Origin of the sequence: Pseudomonas moorei, assembly GCF_008801475.1 — a bacterium.
Classification (GTDB): Bacteria; Pseudomonadota; Gammaproteobacteria; order Pseudomonadales; family Pseudomonadaceae; genus Aquipseudomonas; species Aquipseudomonas moorei.
This window is the reverse complement of sequence record NZ_VZPP01000017.1, coordinates 1-15,685: the sequence shown is the minus strand read 5'-3', so window position 1 is coordinate 15,685 and position 15,685 is coordinate 1. Positions and strand designations below refer to the sequence as shown.

The window sequence follows — 15,685 nt, the reverse complement described above, 5'->3', positions numbered from 1 at the left end:
TTTCATGAATATCAAGACAGCCCTGAGCCGTATCGTCGAGCAGCTCGACCTCAGCACCGAGGAAATGCGCGATGTGATGCGCGAAATCATGACCGGGCAATGCACGGACGCGCAGATCGGCGCGTTCATGATGGCCATGCGCATGAAGAGCGAAAGCATCGATGAAATCGTCGGTGCCGTGTCGGTCATGCGTGAGTTGGCGGACAAGGTCGAACTCAAGACCCTCGACGGTGTCGTCGATGTGGTCGGTACCGGCGGTGACGGTGCCAATATCTTCAACGTGTCGACCGCTTCGGCCTTCGTGGTCTCGGCGTCCGGTTGCACCGTGGCCAAGCACGGTAACCGCGCGGTTTCGGGCAAAAGCGGCAGTGCCGATTTGCTGGAAGCCGCCGGTATCTACCTGAACCTGACCCCGGTTCAAGTGGCGCGCTGCATCGATAACGTCGGCATCGGCTTCATGTTTGCCCAGACTCACCACAGTGCCATGAAGCATGCCGCTGGCCCGCGTCGCGAACTCGGCCTGCGCACCCTGTTCAACATGCTCGGCCCGCTTACGAATCCGGCCGGTGTGAAACATCAGGTGGTGGGCGTTTTCACCCAGGCCCTGTGCCGGCCATTGGCCGAAGTCTTGCAACGTCTGGGCAGCAAGCATGTGCTGGTGGTGCATTCGAAGGACGGTCTGGACGAATTCAGCCTGGCTGCGCCTACTTATGTGGCCGAACTCAAGGATGGCCAGATCACCGAGTATTGGGTCGAGCCGGAAGATTTGGGCATGAAGAGCCAGAGCCTGCATGGTCTGGCGGTGGAAAGCCCGGCGGCGTCCCTTGAGCTGATTCGCGATGCCTTGGGCAAGCGCAAGACCGAAAACGGTCAGAAGGCCGCTGAGATGATCATGCTCAATGCCGGTGCAGCGTTGTACGCCGCCGACCATGCCAGCAGTTTGAAAGAGGGTGTCGCCTTGGCGCACGATGCGCTGCACACCGGCCTCGCTCGGGAAAAGCTCGAGGAGCTGGGTGCCTTTACCGCGGTATTCAAAGTGGAGAATGAGGGATGAGTGTACCGACGGTTCTGGAAAAGATTCTGGCACGCAAGGTTGAGGAAGTTGCCGAGCGCAGCGCTCGTGTAAGCCTCGCCGAGCTGGAATACCTGGCCAAGGCGGCCGATGCACCCCGTGGGTTTGCCAAGGCTTTGCTGGCTCAAGCCAAGTTGAAGCAGCCGGCAGTCATTGCTGAAATCAAAAAAGCGTCGCCGAGCAAAGGTGTGATCCGCGAGAACTTCGTTCCCGCCGCCATTGCCAGGAGCTACGAGAAAGGCGGCGCCACCTGTCTGTCGGTGCTCACCGATATCGACTACTTCCAGGGCGCTGATGAGTACCTGCAGCAGGCGCGTGCCGCGTGCAAACTGCCGGTTATCCGCAAGGACTTCATGATTGATCCGTACCAGATCGTTGAGGCCCGGGCTTTGGGCGCGGACTGCGTGCTGTTGATCGTCTCCGCTTTGGACGACGTGAAAATGGCTGAGCTGGCGTCGGTGGCGAAAAGCGTCGGCCTCGATGTGCTGGTGGAAGTCCACGACGGCGACGAGTTGGACCGGGCCCTGAAAATCCTCGACACGCCGCTGGTTGGCGTGAACAACCGTAACCTGCACACTTTTGACGTGAGCCTGGAAACCACCCTCGACCTGTTGCCGCGGATCCCGCGCGATCGTCTGGTGATCACCGAAAGCGGCATCCTCAACCGTGCCGATGTCGAGTTGATGGAAATCAGCGACGTTTATGCGTTCCTGGTCGGCGAAGCATTCATGCGCGCCGAAAGCCCGGGCACCGAACTGCAGCGCCTGTTCTTCCCTGAGCGTGGCATTCCTGTCAGTGGTTCTACACTCGACTGATCACCCGCAGATCGAATCGAACCTTTCGCGGGCGGGCTCGCTCCCACATTGAATCTCTGGTGTTGGCAGAAACTTTGTGGGGGCGAGCCTGCTCGCGATGGCGGCATAAGACGCGCCACAGACTTTGTGTCCTACGGAATACCTTATGACCTCACCTGTTTCCCTGACCATTGAAGCCGGCCTGCAAGCCGAACAGGATTTGCTGGCGTCGGTTTGTGCCGGCGATGCGGAGTTCGGCCTGCTGTTCTGGCAACCGAGCGATCGCGCCTTGGTCATGCCGCGCCGCTTGAATCGTCTGCCTGGTTTCGAGCACGCCTGCGAAGTCTCCGCCGCTGCCGGCTGGCCAGTGCTGTTACGTGAAACCGGCGGTGAGCCGGTGCCGCAATCGGCGTCGACGATCAACATTGCGCTGGTCTACGCACCGCCACGCAGCGAGGGGGATTTGAATCGCATCGAATCCGGTTACCGGCGCCTGTGTGATCCGATCTGTCAGTTGGTCGATGAGCTGGGCGGCACTTCGTCGCTGGGCGAAATCGAAGGCGCGTTCTGCGATGGCCGTTTCAACGTGAACCTTGATGGACGCAAGATGGTCGGTACTGCCCAACGCTGGCGCCAGAGCCAGGGTGGCCAGCGCCCGGTAGGGCTGGTGCACGGTGCAATGCTGTTGGATGACGAGCGTGAGTCGATGGTCGCGGCGGTCAATCGCTTCAACGCGGCATGCGGTCTGGATCAGCGGGTGCGCGCTGAAAGCCACATCGCGCTGCACGAGAGGTTCTCGGCACCCGACGCGTTGGAACGTCTCGATGAACGCTATCGGTTGATGCTGGCGCAGATGTTCAGCGCTTAGCGGGTACCGAAGACCACCATGGTCTTGCCTTTGACGTCCACCAGGTTGCGTTCTTCCAGGTCCTTGAGCACGCGGCCGACCATTTCCCGTGAGCAACCAACAATCCGTCCGATTTCCTGACGGGTCACTTTGATCTGCATACCGTCCGGATGGGTCATCGCGTCCGGCTGCTTGCACAGTTCGAGAAGGCAGCGCGCAACGCGTCCTGTCACGTCGAAAAACGCCAGGTCACCGACTTTGCGCGTGGTGTTACGCAGGCGTTGTGCGATTTGTCCGCTTAACACGTAAAGAATGTCTGGGTCCTGCTGGGACAATTCACGAAATTTTGCGTAGCTGATTTCCGCGACTTCACATTCGACCTTGGCACGCACCCAGGCACTGCGCTCCTGTTCCAGGCCTGCTTGTTCAAACAGGCCCAGCTCCCCGAAAAAGTCCCCGCTGTTCAGGTAGGCGATGATCATTTCCCGGCCGTCATCGTCCTCGATGAGGATGGTGACCGAGCCTTTGATAATGAAAAACAGGGTTTCCGAGCGGTCACCGGCACAAATGATGTTGCTCTTGGCCTGATAGCGACGACGCTGGCAATGCATCAACAGCTTGTCGAGGTTTTTGATCTTGGGGGTTGGGGCAATAGCAACCATGGTTGTATCCCGAAAAGACAGCACGGTGTGTTTGGTTTTTTTATGAAACGCGAAAGCCGCGGCAAGCTGGCTATGCGCCAGCGAATTGGCGCCAGCTTAACAGACACGTCTTGCAATATTCGAGAATTTACCTACAGCGCTGGAGGTTATGTCCTAGGAAGGCGAGCGCTGTCAATCACGGGGCCTGTGCTAAGCTGGCGACCCTTTTTTATACAGTGGAGTCTTGGCGATGAAGGCACGCATCCAATGGGCTGGCGAAGCCATGTTCCTCGGCGAATCCGGTAGCGGTCATGTCGTGGTCATGGACGGTCCGCCTGAGGCTGGCGGACGTAATCTGGGTGTCCGGCCGATGGAAATGCTCCTGCTGGGTGTCGGCGGTTGCAGCAATTTCGACGTGGTCAGCATCCTCAAGAAATCCCGCCAGGCGGTCGAAAGCTGCGAAGCTTTCCTCGAGGCTGAGCGTGCGACTGAAGATCCGAAGGTTTTCACCAAGATCCACATGCACTTCGTGGTAAAGGGCCGCGGGCTGAAAGAAGCTCAGGTCAAGCGTGCCATCGAGCTGTCTGCCGAGAAATATTGCTCGGCCTCGATCATGCTCGGTGCGGCCGGTGTCGAGATTACTCACGACTACGAAATCATCGAGCTCGGTTGAATCGACATTCAACTATCATAAAAGCCGTGCAGACTCTGCTGATCCCAAGCCGACGTCTGCATGATGCGCCAATTTTTTCAGGGCAGTGGCCGGTCCAGCGACAGGCCGCTTACCCGAACAGACAACCCAAATCGCCATTGCAAAGAGGTGTTAACCGTCCTACGCAGCTGCGTCGTTCGCATCTGACGGGCATGCTTGATCACGCGGCCGGGCCGCATACATAGAGAGTTCTTAACGGTGAAAAGCAAACTCAAGCTCCACGGGTTCAATAACCTGACAAAGACCTTGAGCTTCAACATCTATGACATCTGCTACGCGGAAACCCCGCAAGACCAGCAGGCCTACGTTGAGTACATCAATAAAGAGTACAACGCCAAGCGCCTGACGCAGATCCTCACAGAGGTTGTCGATATCATTGGTGCCAACATCCTGAACATCGCCAGTCAGGACTATGAGCCGCAGGGCGCCAGTGTCACGATTCTCATCTCCGAAGAACCGGTGACTCCGACTGACAGCCAGATCGAAGAGTCGCCGGGCCCGCTGCCCGAAATTATCCTGGCCCACCTCGACAAGAGCCACATCACGGTGCACACCTACCCGGAAATCCATCCGGTCGACGGCATCGCTACCTTTCGTGTGGATATCGACGTGTCGACATGCGGGGTCATTTCACCGCTAAAAGCGCTCAACTTCCTGATTCACCAGTTCGATTCGGACATCGTGACAGTCGATTACCGTGTGCGTGGTTTCACCCGCGACGTTGAAGGCAAAAAGCACTTCATCGACCACGAGATCAATTCGATTCAGAACTATCTTTCCAAAGACACTCGCGATGCGTATCAGATGACCGACGTGAACGTGTATCAGGAAAACCTGTTCCACACCAAAATGCTACTGAAGAACTTCGAACTGGATAACTACCTGTTCGGTGATGCCACCAGCAACCTGTCCTCTGAGCAACGTGCCCAGGTGACCGAACGTGTGAAACACGAAATGCTCGAAATCTTCTACGCGCGCAATATGTCGAGCTAAGACCATCGAGCACAAAAAAAGGCGACTTCCTTGCGGCAGTCGCCTTTTTTATTGCTGGCGCGGGCTCCTGTAATAAAGGAGTCAGATCCGGTAAGTGCTCTTGGTCATGACCTTGGCCAGCAGACTCATCCCGAATTTCACCGGTGCCGGAAAGCGGAAACCGCCCGCTTCCCGTGCGCTCTCGGCATGCTGCTCTTCATCAAGACGCATCTGCTCGAGAATTGCCCGGGACTTTTCATCCTCGGCCGGCAGTTGCTCAAGATGTTCATTCAAGTGCTTGCACACCTGATCTTCAGTCGCTGCAACGAACCCCAGGCTGACTTTGTCGCTGATCAACCCGGCGACCGCACCAATCCCGAACGACATGCCGTAAAACAGCGGGTTGAGAATGCTGGTGTGGCTGCCCAACTGATGAATGCGCTGTTCGCACCAGACCAGGTGGTCGATTTCTTCTTCGGCGGCATGCTCCATGGCCTCACGCACCTTCGGCAGCTTGGCGGTCAGGGCCTGACCCTGGTACAGCGCCTGGGCGCAAACTTCACCGGTGTGGTTGATACGCATCAGGCCGGCGACGTGCCGGGTGTCCTCGTCGCTCATCTTCGCATCCGGCTGCACGATGGCAGGCGACGGACGGTACGGCTGACCACTGAAGGGCAGCAAAGTACGCATCGCGGCATCGGCTTGCAGCAGAAGGCGGTCAATTGGCGAGTAGTGACGTTGGGTAGTCATGCTGACCTCCGGGGGGAATCTCGGCGGCCAGTTTAACTCAATCGGCCGGGGAAGGTTTGCGCTGGGTCATTGTGGGGCTGGGGTTGTGACAATGCTGTGATGCCTCTGTGGGAGCGAGCCTGCTCGCGAAGAGGCGCTGACACCCAACGACTGTATTGGCTGCCACTGCGGCTTCGCGAGCAAGCTCGCTCCTGCAGGTTTTACGAAATCAGCCCGGCGGCCAGTGCATCTGGCGCTGACCCAGCACGTGCATGTGAATGTGATAGACGGTCTGGCCACCCAGTTCATTGCAGTTCATGACGACGCGGAAGCCGTCTTCGCAACCCAGTTCCTTGGCCAGGCGCTGGGCGGTGAACAGGATATGCCCGGCCAATGCCTTGTCGTCCTCGGTCAGGTCGTTCAGGGTGCGCACCGGTTTTTTTGGGATCACCAGAAAATGCACGGGTGCCTGTGGGGCGATGTCGTGGAAGGCCAGTACCTGGTCGTCCTCGTAAATGATCTTCGCCGGGATTTCCCGGTTGATGATCTTGGTGAACAGAGTATCCACAGCTGTTTTCTCCGTTGTTTGGGCTGGCCTGAGTGTACTCATGGGGTGTGTCCGAGCCCAGCCTTTTACCTGTCAGGTCGATCAGCGTGGGCAGTGAGCCTTGATGACCATGCCAGCGATTGTCCGGGTCAACCACCGCGAGCCGAAGCGGGGCAGGGCGGCGAGCCAGCGGTTGCGGCGTCCCGGAATGATGATTGCGCGATTTTTTTCCAGGGCCCGCACGGTATAGAGCGCGACTTCTTCCGGGCTCATCAGCAGTTTGCTCTTGGCCAGTTTGTCGGTGTTGAGTTGTGCGGTGCGGAAAAAGCCCGTGCGCGTCGGGCCAGGGCAGAGCACGGACACGTTGACCGCGCATTTTTTCAGCTCGACACGCAGGCCTTCGGAAAAATGCAGCACGTAAGCCTTGCTGGCGTAGTAAGTGCTCATCCAGGGACCGGGCTGGAACGCCGCAAGCGAGGCAACATTCAGAATCTGTCCACCGCCCTGCAGCGCCATACTGTTACCGATGGCGTGACACAGGCGGGTCAGCGCCAGAATGTTCACTTCGATCAGGTCCTGCTCGGTCATCCAGTCCTGGGCCAGGAACGGACCGCAAGTGCCGATGCCGGCACAATTGACCAGCAAATCGATCTGCCGGTCGCCTTCCTCCAGTTCCAGCAGGAACCCCGACAGGCGCAAGGGTTCGCCCAGGTCACAGGCGCGGAACAATACTTCCACACCAAAACGTTGGGTCAGTTCAATCGCAATACTTTCCAGCTGATCACGCTGGCGGGCAACCAGAATCAGGCTGCGGCCACGCCGGGCCAGCGCTTCGGCCATCGCCAGGCCGATGCCGCTGGAAGCGCCAGTGATCAGAGCGTAACGGGTCATGCAGTTCTCCATCGCAACAGCTCCGCGCCGCGACGCAGGTGTCATGGGCGGGGAGCGCTGTTCATTCTTGCGCAGAGTCTACAGGGGGCTGGGCTTGTTCGGCTGCATCGTCGGTGGAATTTGGTGGCGGTTCGACCTCGATGTCGATCTCGTCGGTGGTGATCGTGCCGCTTTGGTATCTGCTTTCGAGGGTGTTTTCGTATGCATCCTGAATGGCCGAGATACCGCCCGCCATTGCTCCGACGATCATCAGGGCAATCAATACGAGCCATAACGACGACAGTACCTTGACCGCCGTGCTGTTGGGCGGTGGAGGTGCGCCGTAACGGTTGGTCATGCTGGTTCCCGGTAAAGCCACCAGCAACAGCGGAAAGAAACTGCCCACGAACGGTACAAGGTTCAGCAACCAGAGCCAGCCTGACCAGCCGATATCGTGCAGGCGTTGAATGCTGATCAGGACGCTGGCGATCAGGAACACCACGCCCAGGATGAAAGCCAGTATGCCGCCCATGATCAGGCCGGCGGTCGAATCGGTGCTGACGAGTGCCAGACCGATCAGGGCAAATACGCCGGCCACAGTCATCGCCAGCAGGCACAGCACCATGGACCATGCGAGAAACCGCAGGCGTCCGATGCGTCCTTCGACGCCGAATGGCTTGAGCAGCGCGTACTCGGGCACGGGCCCAGCGACCTCAACCTGCGGCGGAGTGTAGGGGGAGTCGGGTTCTGTTACTGCGCCGACGTGGTCACGGACTTCGGAGAGATTCAGTTCGATCGCCGGTTCTGGCTCGAGGCGGGCATCTATGCCGGCATTCTTCAGGGCTTGCAGGTAGGCCTGCGCGTCAATCTGTGACAGATCACGTTTGAGTGCGACGGGTTGACCGCTGAACAGGCGCTCGATGGCGGCAACCTCGCTTTTGTAGAGTGCGGCGAGATTGAGTTTGGCGGTGTTGATATCAACACCTGGCAGTAGCGTGCCGTCAAAGACGATCTTGAAACGGTTGTCGCTCATTGCCGAGGCATCCTTGTCGCGAGTGTTTTAAGGGTGAGGTGCAGGGCCAGCCAAGGGAGGATGGCCCGGTTTTTTCAGCGTGGCCAGCGTCTGGGCAGTTGTGCGGCCTGTTCCAGTGCCTTGCGATACTCCGCGTCGAGCCGCACCACCAATTGGTCAACGCTGGGTAAATCATCGATTCCCCCCACGCCCTGGCCTGCGGACCATACGGTTTTCCAGGCTTTGGCTTCATCGCTGATCGGCTTGAGCTTGGAGCCGAAGTTGACCTCACCCTTGTTTTGCAGCGCTGCCATGTCAAACCCGGCGGCTTCCAGGCTTTGGCGCATGAAGCTCGCCGGTACACCCGACACGGCTGGAGTATGGATGATGTCTGCCGCCTTGGACGACAGCAGCATTTCCTTGTAGGCGTCAGGCGCATGACTTTCGGCAGTGCCGATAAATCGCGTGCCGAAGTAGGCCAGATCCGCACCGAGCAATTGGGCGGCGAGGATTTCGTGCCCATGGTTCAGGCATCCGGCCAACAACAATGTCTTGTCGAAGAATTGTCGGATCTCGGCGATCAGAGAGAACGGGCTCCAGGTTCCGGCATGCCCACCGGCACCGGCGGCCACGGCGATCAACCCATCCACGCCGGCCTCGGCGGCTTTTTCGGCATGGCGGCGCGTCGTCACGTCATGGAATACCAGGCCGCCGTAACTGTGCACGGCGTCGACCACTTCTTTCACTGCGCCGAGGCTGGTGATCACAATCGGCACTTGGTGTTCGATGCAGATCGCCAGATCCGCCTGCAGTCGCGGATTGCTGTTGTGCACGATGAGGTTCACCGCGTAGGGCGCGGGACTTTCCAACGCTGCCAGCCCGGCTTCGATCTCTTCCAGCCAGGCTTTGAAGCCGCTGCTCTCGCGCTGATTCAGCGCAGGAAAACTGCCCACTACCCCGTTGCGGCAGCAGGCGAGCACCAGTTGCGGATTGGAAATCAGGAACATCGGCGCCACCACCACGGGCAGGCGTAGACGTTGTTCAAGCAGAGCGGGCAGCGACATGGGAAGTACCCCGGTGAGTTGTGCCTGTTGGATTTAGAACGGCCGAACAACGACCAGAATGACAATAGCCAGCAATATCAGAACCGGCACTTCATTGAACCAGCGATAAAAGACATGGCTACGGGTGTTTTCGCCACGGGCAAAGCGCTTCACCTGAGCGCCACACATGTGGTGGTAGCCGATCAGCAGAACCACCAGGGTCAGTTTGGCGTGCATCCAGCCACCCTGGCTGAAATAAGCGCCAGGGTTGAGGCTGATCAGCCAGCCACCGAAAATCAGCGTCGCGATCATCGCCGGGCCCATGATGCCGCGGTAAAGCTTGCGCTCCATGAGGCTGAAGCGTTCCTTGCTGACGGTGTCCTCGCTTTGAGCGTGATAGACGAACAGGCGCGGCAGGTAAAACAGACCGGCAAACCAGCACACGACGCTGATGATGTGAAAAGCTTTGAGCCACAGATAAAGCATTTTTAGTTATTCCCAGATTCACGGTAGCCGGGATAGTAGAGGCTTGAGGCTCCATACGTCACCTTGCCGGTTGTCGCAGGCGCGCCAGGCCCCTATTATCGACGGCTTTCCAGTGGGTTCGTTGAGGGCAGGTTTATGGTCAAGGTCGGTATCGTCGGCGGCACGGGTTACACCGGTGTCGAACTGCTGCGTCTGTTGGCACAGCATCCGCAAGCTGAAGTGGTAGTCATCACTTCCCGATCCGAGGCCGGCCTGGCCGTGGCCGACATGTACCCGAACCTGCGAGGCCACTACGACGGCCTGGCGTTCACCGTTCCAGACATCAAGACCCTGGGCGCCTGCGACGTGGTGTTCTTCGCCACGCCACACGGTGTTGCCCACGCACTGGCGGGTGAGTTGCTGGCGGCGGGGACCAGGGTCATTGATTTGTCGGCTGACTTCCGTCTGCAAGACGCTGAGGAATGGGCCAAGTGGTACGGCCAGCCGCACGGTGCACCGGAACTGCTCGATGAGGCGGTTTACGGCTTGCCGGAAGTCAATCGTGAGCAAATCAAGAAGGCGCGTCTGATCGCGGTACCGGGTTGCTACCCGACCGCCACGCAGCTGGGTTTCCTGCCGTTGCTTGAAGCTGGTCTGGCCGATGCTTCGCGCCTGATCGCCGACTGCAAGTCCGGCGTCAGCGGTGCCGGTCGTGGTGCTGCCGTCGGTTCTTTGTACTCCGAGACATCGGAAAGCATGAAGGCCTACGCCGTCAAAGGTCACCGCCACTTGCCGGAAATTCGCCAGGGTCTGCGGCGTGCCGCAGGCAAGGATGTCGGTCTGACCTTTGTTCCGCATCTGACACCGATGATTCGTGGCATTCACTCCACGCTGTACGCGACTGTGGTGGATCGTTCGGTGGATCTGCAGGCGCTGTTCGAAAAGCGTTATGCCAACGAACCGTTCGTCGACGTAATGCCAGCCGGTAGCCACCCGGAAACCCGTAGCGTGCGTGGCGCCAACGTCTGCCGCATTGCGGTACATCGGCCACAGGACGGTGATCTGGTGGTAGTGCTGTCGGTGATCGACAACCTGGTCAAAGGTGCGTCGGGTCAGGCGGTGCAGAACATGAACATCCTGTTCGGACTGGATGAGCGCCTTGGCCTGTCTCACGCGGGCATGTTGCCGTAAGGCGCTGTAGCACCGAGTAAAAAGGCCCGTTGAACGGGCCTTTTTGCATTCCGGGCTGGCGATTGGATTGGTTGATATACCATAACAATAGTTGACCGCTTTTCTAGGAGAAGCGGATAATGCGCGTCATCACGCATTATGGCGGCGTAACGCCGGGAGATAGTCAGCATGAGCGTCGAATCCTTCACCCCCACGGCTTTGCAATTCACCCACGGTGCCGCGCACAAGGTGAAGAGCCTGGTCGATGAAGAGGGGAATGATCGCTTGAAGCTGCGCGTATTCGTTACGGGCGGCGGTTGTTCAGGTTTTCAGTACGGTTTTACCTTCGATGAAGAAGTGGCCGATGACGACACCATCGTCGAGCGCGAAGGTGTGAGTCTGGTTGTCGATCCGATGAGCTTCCAGTACCTGGCCGGGGCCGAGGTTGATTATCAGGAAGGTCTGGAAGGTTCGCGCTTCGTCATCAAGAACCCCAATGCAACCACAACCTGTGGCTGCGGTTCTTCGTTCTCGATCTGATCAGCGCGCTTGCATCACCAAACGCCGCAAAGCCTCAGGGCTCTGCGGCGTTTTGCTGTGGGGCGTCTATGCGGGGTAGATCGCGCCCAATACACGCAAACCGCGAGCACCGGTGACGCTCGGGCGATTGGCCGCGATGCCTTCGAGGCAGCAGTGGGCCAGCCAGGCGAAAGCCATGGCTTCTACCCAGTCAGGGTCTACACCGTAAGCCGCAGTACTGCTGACGGTTGCGCCTGGTAGCAGGTTGGCCAATCGGTTCATCAGCGTGGTGTTATGTGCGCCGCCGCCACAGACCAGCAGCTCCTGGGTGTCCGATTGGGCGCTTTGCAGGGATTCGACGATGGTTAGAGCTGTCAGCTCAAGCAGCGTCGCTTGCACGTCTTCGGGAGCGAATGTTGGCAGCTGTGCCAGCTGCTGCATCAGCCATGGCAAGTTGAACACTTCCCGGCCGGTGCTCTTCGGTCCTTTGGTTAAGAAGAATGGGTCGCTGAGTAGCGCTTTCAATAGCACTGGCTCGACTTTCCCGCTGGCAGCCCATTGGCCGTTCCGGTCGAAGTTGTCACCGCGCTGGTGATGAATCCACGCGTCCAGCAGCACATTCCCCGGGCCGCAGTCGAAGCCGGCGACAGGCTTGCCCGGTTCAATCAGGCTGAGGTTGCTGAAGCCGCCGATGTTGAGCACAGCTCGGTTGCCGGTCCGTTCTTCAAACAAGGCTTCGTGGAAGGCCGGCACCAGTGGGGCGCCTTGCCCGCCAGCGGCCACATCACGGCTGCGGAAATCACTGACCACTGTGATGTGTGTCAGCTCCGTCAGCAGGGCCGGATTACCGATCTGTACCGTAAAGCCCCGCGCCGGCTCGTGGCGAATGGTCTGGCCGTGGCTGCCAATCGCTCGAATGTCTTCGGGTTTGAGCTGTTCTTGTGCAAGGAGGGCGTGAACGCCCTGCGCTGCGAGCGCCACCCAGTTTTGCTGGGCAATGGCGGAGCGGGCTATCTCGTCGGGTCCGCTGGCGCACAGGCCAAGTAGCTCGGTGCGCAGGGTGTCGGGCATGGGAATGTAGTGCGTGGCGATCAGCCTGATCGCCTGGGTTTGCTCGATCAGCGCGATGTCCAGGCCATCAAGGCTGGTCCCGGACATCACACCTATATAGAGCGGCATGGCTTAACGCTTGCTCGAAGCCAGCATGGTGGCCTTTTCCTGGTCCATGCGCGCCATCAGTGGCTGGCTCTGTGCGAGGAAGCGGGCGCGTTCGGCTTTGGCAATTGGATCAGCCATCGGCAGCTTCTGGCCCAGTGGATCGACGTGAACGCCATTGACCTGGAATTCGTAGTGTAAGTGCGGTCCGGTCGAAAGTCCGGTGGTGCCGATGTAGCCGATGACCTGACCCTGTTTGACGCTGCCACCGGTTTTCACGCCTTTGGCAAAGCCTTGCATGTGGCCATACAACGTCGTGTAGGTGCTTCCGTGCTGAATGATCACGGTGTTGCCATAGCCACCGCGACGACCGGCCAGCAGTACTTTACCGTCACCAGCCGCCTTGATTGGCGTGCCACGTGGCGCTGCATAGTCGACGCCTTTGTGTGCGCGAATCTTGTTCAGGATCGGGTGCTTGCGGCCCATGGAAAACTTAGAGCTGATGCGGGCGAAGTCCACCGGGGTGCGGATGAACGCCTTGCGCATGCTGTTGCCTTCAGCAGTGTAGTAGCTGCTGTTGCCTTGTTTGTTGGTGTAACGCACAGCCGTGTAGGTTTTGCCACGATTGGTGAAGCGCGCGGACAGGATCGGACCGTTGCCAACAGCTTTGCCATTGACAACTTTTTGCTCGTAAATCACATCGAATTCGTCGCCCTGGCGAATGTCTTGGGCGAAGTCGACGTCATAGCCAAATACGCTGGCCATATCCATGGTCAGGCTGTGGGACAGGCCGGCACGAGCAGCGGACTGCGACAGCGAGCTGTTGATCACGCCATGTACGTAGGCGGATCGTACAGTCGGCTTGGCGGTAATGCGGTTGAACGTATAGCCCTTGTCGTTCTTGGTCAGGGTGATGGTTTCGAGGTCGCTGACCTTGCTGTGCAGGTTGTTCAGCTGGCCGTCGGGGCCCAACTCGAATTCAAGTTTCTGTCCGTGCTTGAGCTGACTGAACTGTTTGGCCTGTTTGTCACTGGCCAACACGTCATGCACCGATGCGGCTGGAAGGCCGACTTTCGAGAACAGGGTGGAGAGGGTGTCGCCCTTGCCGACGATCACTTCCCTGTGGTTGGGTGCCTTCTTTTCTACCGCGGCCGGCGCGGGCGCGGATTGAGCGGTTTCCTGAGTGTCTTCTGCGCTGTTGTCGATCTGCGCAAAAGGAGAGGTAACCGGCTCATTTGTGGCTTGAACGGCTTCGGTAGCGTCTTGTTCTTGTGTCAGTTGTTCAGCAGGACTTTCCAGTTCAAGACTCAGGGTCGTCTTTTTGGCTTCAACATCACTGGAAGGGAATACCAGAAGCGCCAGGCTCAGGAGGGCGGCAATGCCACTCGCTGCGAGCAGGTGGGTTTTCGGGTAAAGCGGTGGCGCTTTAGACGATTCTTTGGTCATAAGTGATTTTTTGACTTTGAAAAAGATGAATTGGAAAAGATGAATGACATGATGAAGATGAAATAACTGTATAAAATATAACCAAATCATCTCTGAAGCAAGTCTACGGACGCTCTGTCCGTGGATTGGCGTCCGTGCGCCGGGCAAACCTTGTATTTGACGCGCGATCTTGTATGGTTGGGTCCCTTTGAATCTGAGCCTTGCGGGTCTGTTATGAAGTCGGTTGAAGAGCAGCTAGCGCTGATCAAACGTGGTGCGGAAGAACTGTTGGTCGAGTCCGAGCTGATTGAAAAGCTCAAGCGCGGCCAGCCGCTGCGTATTAAGGCAGGCTTCGATCCGACTGCGCCGGATTTGCACCTGGGGCATACCGTGCTTATTAATAAGCTGCGCCAGTTCCAGGAGTTGGGTCACCAGGTGATCTTCCTGATTGGCGATTTCACCGGGATGATCGGCGATCCTAGCGGCAAGAGTGCTACGCGTCCCCCGCTGACCCGTGAGCAGGTGCTCGAAAACGCCGAGACCTACAAGACCCAGGTCTTCAAAATTCTTGATCCGGCTAAAACCGAGGTGGCATTCAACTCCACCTGGATGGACAAGATGGGGCCGGCCGACTTCATTCGCCTGACTTCGCAGTACACCGTAGCTCGCATGCTCGAGCGCGATGACTTCGATAAGCGATACACGACCAATCAGCCTATTGCCATTCACGAGTTCCTCTATCCACTGGTTCAGGGTTACGACTCGGTTGCCTTGCGTGCTGATGTCGAACTGGGCGGTGCCGACCAGAAGTTCAACCTGTTGATGGGGCGTGAGCTGCAGCGTGGTTACGGTCAGGAGGCTCAATGCATTGTGACCATGCCATTGCTTGAAGGTCTGGATGGCGTAAAGAAGATGTCCAAGTCTTTGGGCAATTACGTGGGTATTCAGGAAGCGCCGGGTGTCATGTACGGCAAGCTGGTCTCCATTCCGGATGCGCTGATGTGGCGTTACTTCGAGCTGCTCAGCTTCCGCTCCATGGATGAGATCAATGCTTTCCGCGCTGATGTAGAGGCGGGCGCTAATCCGCGTGATATCAAGATCAAATTGGCGGAAGAGATTGTTGCGCGCTTCCATGGTGAGGAGGCTGCGGCCAATGCTCATCGCGCAGCCGGCAACCGTATGAAGGATGGTGAGCTGCCTGACGATCTGCCGGAGATCGAGTTGACTGCAGCTGAGGATATGCCGATCGCTGCCGTCCTCAATAAGGCAGGTCTGGTGAAGAACTCGGCGGTCGCTCGGGATCTGCTCGGTTCTGGCGGTGTGCGTATCGATGGCGAGGTTGTTGATCGCACCTTTATATACGCGCTGGGTGCAACCCATGTTTGCCAGGCGGGAAAGAAGGCATTTGCGCGAATTACGCTCAAATCCGAATAAACCTTAAATAAGGGGTTGACGGCGAATTTTAGAAGCCTATAATTCGCCCCACTTCCGGCGCAGTCGAAACGGAAAACTCCTTGATAAACAATGAGTTACGCAGTTTTTCGGCAGCGGGTTGCTTCAGGTCATCGAAGCGCGAAGGGAGTTAAAAAAGAGGTGTTGACAGCAGCGAGTAACGCTGTAGAATTCGCCTCCCGCTGACGAGAGATCGAAGGCGCAAGTGGTTGAAGTTGTTAAGGATTCCTTGAAAACTTCTGAAAATAATCACTTGACAG

Annotated in this window: 17 protein-coding genes; 8 read left to right on the top strand and 9 right to left on the bottom strand. The window is 58.1% G+C overall.

The window, feature by feature from the left end:
• Positions 1–4: 4 nt before the first annotated feature.
• The 3 genes from trpD to F7R06_RS26590 all read left to right on the top strand — a co-directional run bounded on the left by trpD (position 5) and on the right by F7R06_RS26590 (position 2,734).
• Positions 5–1,054 carry an anthranilate phosphoribosyltransferase gene (trpD, locus tag F7R06_RS26600; protein WP_090325681.1) on the top strand — a complete coding sequence of 350 codons (1,050 nt, stop codon included), beginning with the start codon at positions 5–7 and terminating at the stop codon, positions 1,052–1,054.
• Positions 1,051–1,887: an indole-3-glycerol phosphate synthase TrpC gene (gene trpC, locus F7R06_RS26595; RefSeq protein WP_090325679.1), complete on the top strand. Its 837-nt coding sequence runs from the start codon at positions 1,051–1,053 to the stop codon at positions 1,885–1,887. Before trpD ends, trpC begins: the two co-directional genes overlap by 4 nt.
• Positions 1,888–2,032: 145 nt before the next feature.
• Entirely contained in the window at positions 2,033–2,734 is a 702-nt protein-coding gene (locus F7R06_RS26590) for a lipoate--protein ligase family protein (RefSeq protein ID WP_090325677.1), read from the top strand.
• On the opposite strand, the gene crp is transcribed toward F7R06_RS26590, so the two are convergent.
• Positions 2,731–3,375, bottom strand: a complete 645-nt coding sequence (gene crp, locus F7R06_RS26585) for a cAMP-activated global transcriptional regulator CRP (protein WP_090325675.1) — start codon at positions 3,373–3,375, stop codon at positions 2,731–2,733. The genes F7R06_RS26590 and crp overlap by 4 nt on opposite strands.
• 229 nt (positions 3,376–3,604) lie before the next feature.
• Here crp and F7R06_RS26580 point away from each other — a divergent pair, with 229 nt between their 5' ends.
• Together F7R06_RS26580 and speD are read left to right on the top strand one after the other, a co-directional pair.
• Positions 3,605–4,027, top strand: a complete 423-nt coding sequence (locus F7R06_RS26580) for an OsmC family protein (protein WP_039590822.1) — start codon at positions 3,605–3,607, stop codon at positions 4,025–4,027.
• 237 nt (positions 4,028–4,264) lie between these two features.
• The gene (gene speD, locus F7R06_RS26575; RefSeq protein WP_090325673.1) at positions 4,265–5,059 is read left to right on the top strand and encodes an adenosylmethionine decarboxylase; all 795 of its coding nucleotides are present in this window, start codon (positions 4,265–4,267) and stop codon (positions 5,057–5,059) included.
• An 81-nt stretch (positions 5,060–5,140) separates the two neighbouring features.
• Here the strand turns inward: speD and coq7 are convergent, their stop codons facing one another.
• The 6 genes from coq7 to hemJ all read right to left on the bottom strand — a co-directional run bounded on the left by coq7 (position 5,141) and on the right by hemJ (position 9,725).
• Positions 5,141–5,788, bottom strand: coding sequence for a 2-polyprenyl-3-methyl-6-methoxy-1,4-benzoquinone monooxygenase (coq7, locus tag F7R06_RS26570; RefSeq protein ID WP_090325671.1), 648 nt, complete (start codon positions 5,786–5,788; stop codon positions 5,141–5,143).
• Positions 5,789–5,996: 208 nt separating this feature from the next.
• A complete protein-coding gene (locus F7R06_RS26560) occupies positions 5,997–6,335 on the bottom strand; it encodes a histidine triad nucleotide-binding protein (RefSeq protein WP_047534088.1) in 339 nt (112 codons plus the stop codon).
• An 81-nt stretch (positions 6,336–6,416) separates the two neighbouring features.
• Positions 6,417–7,205 (bottom strand): SDR family NAD(P)-dependent oxidoreductase, encoded by a 789-nt coding sequence (locus tag F7R06_RS26555; protein WP_090325668.1) that lies wholly within the window; start codon positions 7,203–7,205, stop codon positions 6,417–6,419.
• 61 nt (positions 7,206–7,266) lie between these two features.
• On the bottom strand, positions 7,267–8,217 hold the full coding sequence (locus tag F7R06_RS26550; protein ID WP_090325666.1) for a DUF805 domain-containing protein: 951 nt from the start codon (positions 8,215–8,217) through the stop codon (positions 7,267–7,269).
• Between the two features lie 74 nt (positions 8,218–8,291).
• A complete protein-coding gene (locus tag F7R06_RS26545; RefSeq protein ID WP_090325664.1) occupies positions 8,292–9,260 on the bottom strand; it encodes an NAD(P)H-dependent flavin oxidoreductase in 969 nt (322 codons plus the stop codon).
• A gap of 33 nt (positions 9,261–9,293) precedes the next feature.
• Positions 9,294–9,725: a protoporphyrinogen oxidase HemJ gene (hemJ, locus tag F7R06_RS26540; RefSeq protein ID WP_090325662.1), complete on the bottom strand. Its 432-nt coding sequence runs from the start codon at positions 9,723–9,725 to the stop codon at positions 9,294–9,296.
• Between the two features lie 135 nt (positions 9,726–9,860).
• On the opposite strand from hemJ, the gene argC reads away from it, so the two are divergent.
• Both argC and erpA read left to right on the top strand, forming a co-directional pair.
• Positions 9,861–10,895: an N-acetyl-gamma-glutamyl-phosphate reductase gene (gene argC, locus F7R06_RS26535; RefSeq protein WP_090325660.1), complete on the top strand. Its 1,035-nt coding sequence runs from the start codon at positions 9,861–9,863 to the stop codon at positions 10,893–10,895.
• Between the two features lie 168 nt (positions 10,896–11,063).
• Positions 11,064–11,414, top strand: a complete 351-nt coding sequence (gene erpA, locus F7R06_RS26530; RefSeq protein ID WP_007906865.1) for an iron-sulfur cluster insertion protein ErpA — start codon at positions 11,064–11,066, stop codon at positions 11,412–11,414.
• Between the two features lie 66 nt (positions 11,415–11,480).
• On the opposite strand, the gene F7R06_RS26525 is transcribed toward erpA, so the two are convergent.
• Both F7R06_RS26525 and F7R06_RS26520 read right to left on the bottom strand, forming a co-directional pair.
• On the bottom strand, positions 11,481–12,572 hold the full coding sequence (locus F7R06_RS26525) for an anhydro-N-acetylmuramic acid kinase (protein WP_090325658.1): 1,092 nt from the start codon (positions 12,570–12,572) through the stop codon (positions 11,481–11,483).
• A gap of 3 nt (positions 12,573–12,575) precedes the next feature.
• Entirely contained in the window at positions 12,576–13,994 is a 1,419-nt protein-coding gene (locus F7R06_RS26520) for a peptidoglycan DD-metalloendopeptidase family protein (protein ID WP_090325656.1), read from the bottom strand.
• 213 nt (positions 13,995–14,207) lie between these two features.
• Between F7R06_RS26520 and tyrS the strand changes: the two genes are divergently transcribed.
• A complete protein-coding gene (gene tyrS / locus F7R06_RS26510) occupies positions 14,208–15,407 on the top strand; it encodes a tyrosine--tRNA ligase (protein WP_090325654.1) in 1,200 nt (399 codons plus the stop codon).
• The last annotated feature ends 278 nt before the right edge of the window (positions 15,408–15,685 follow it).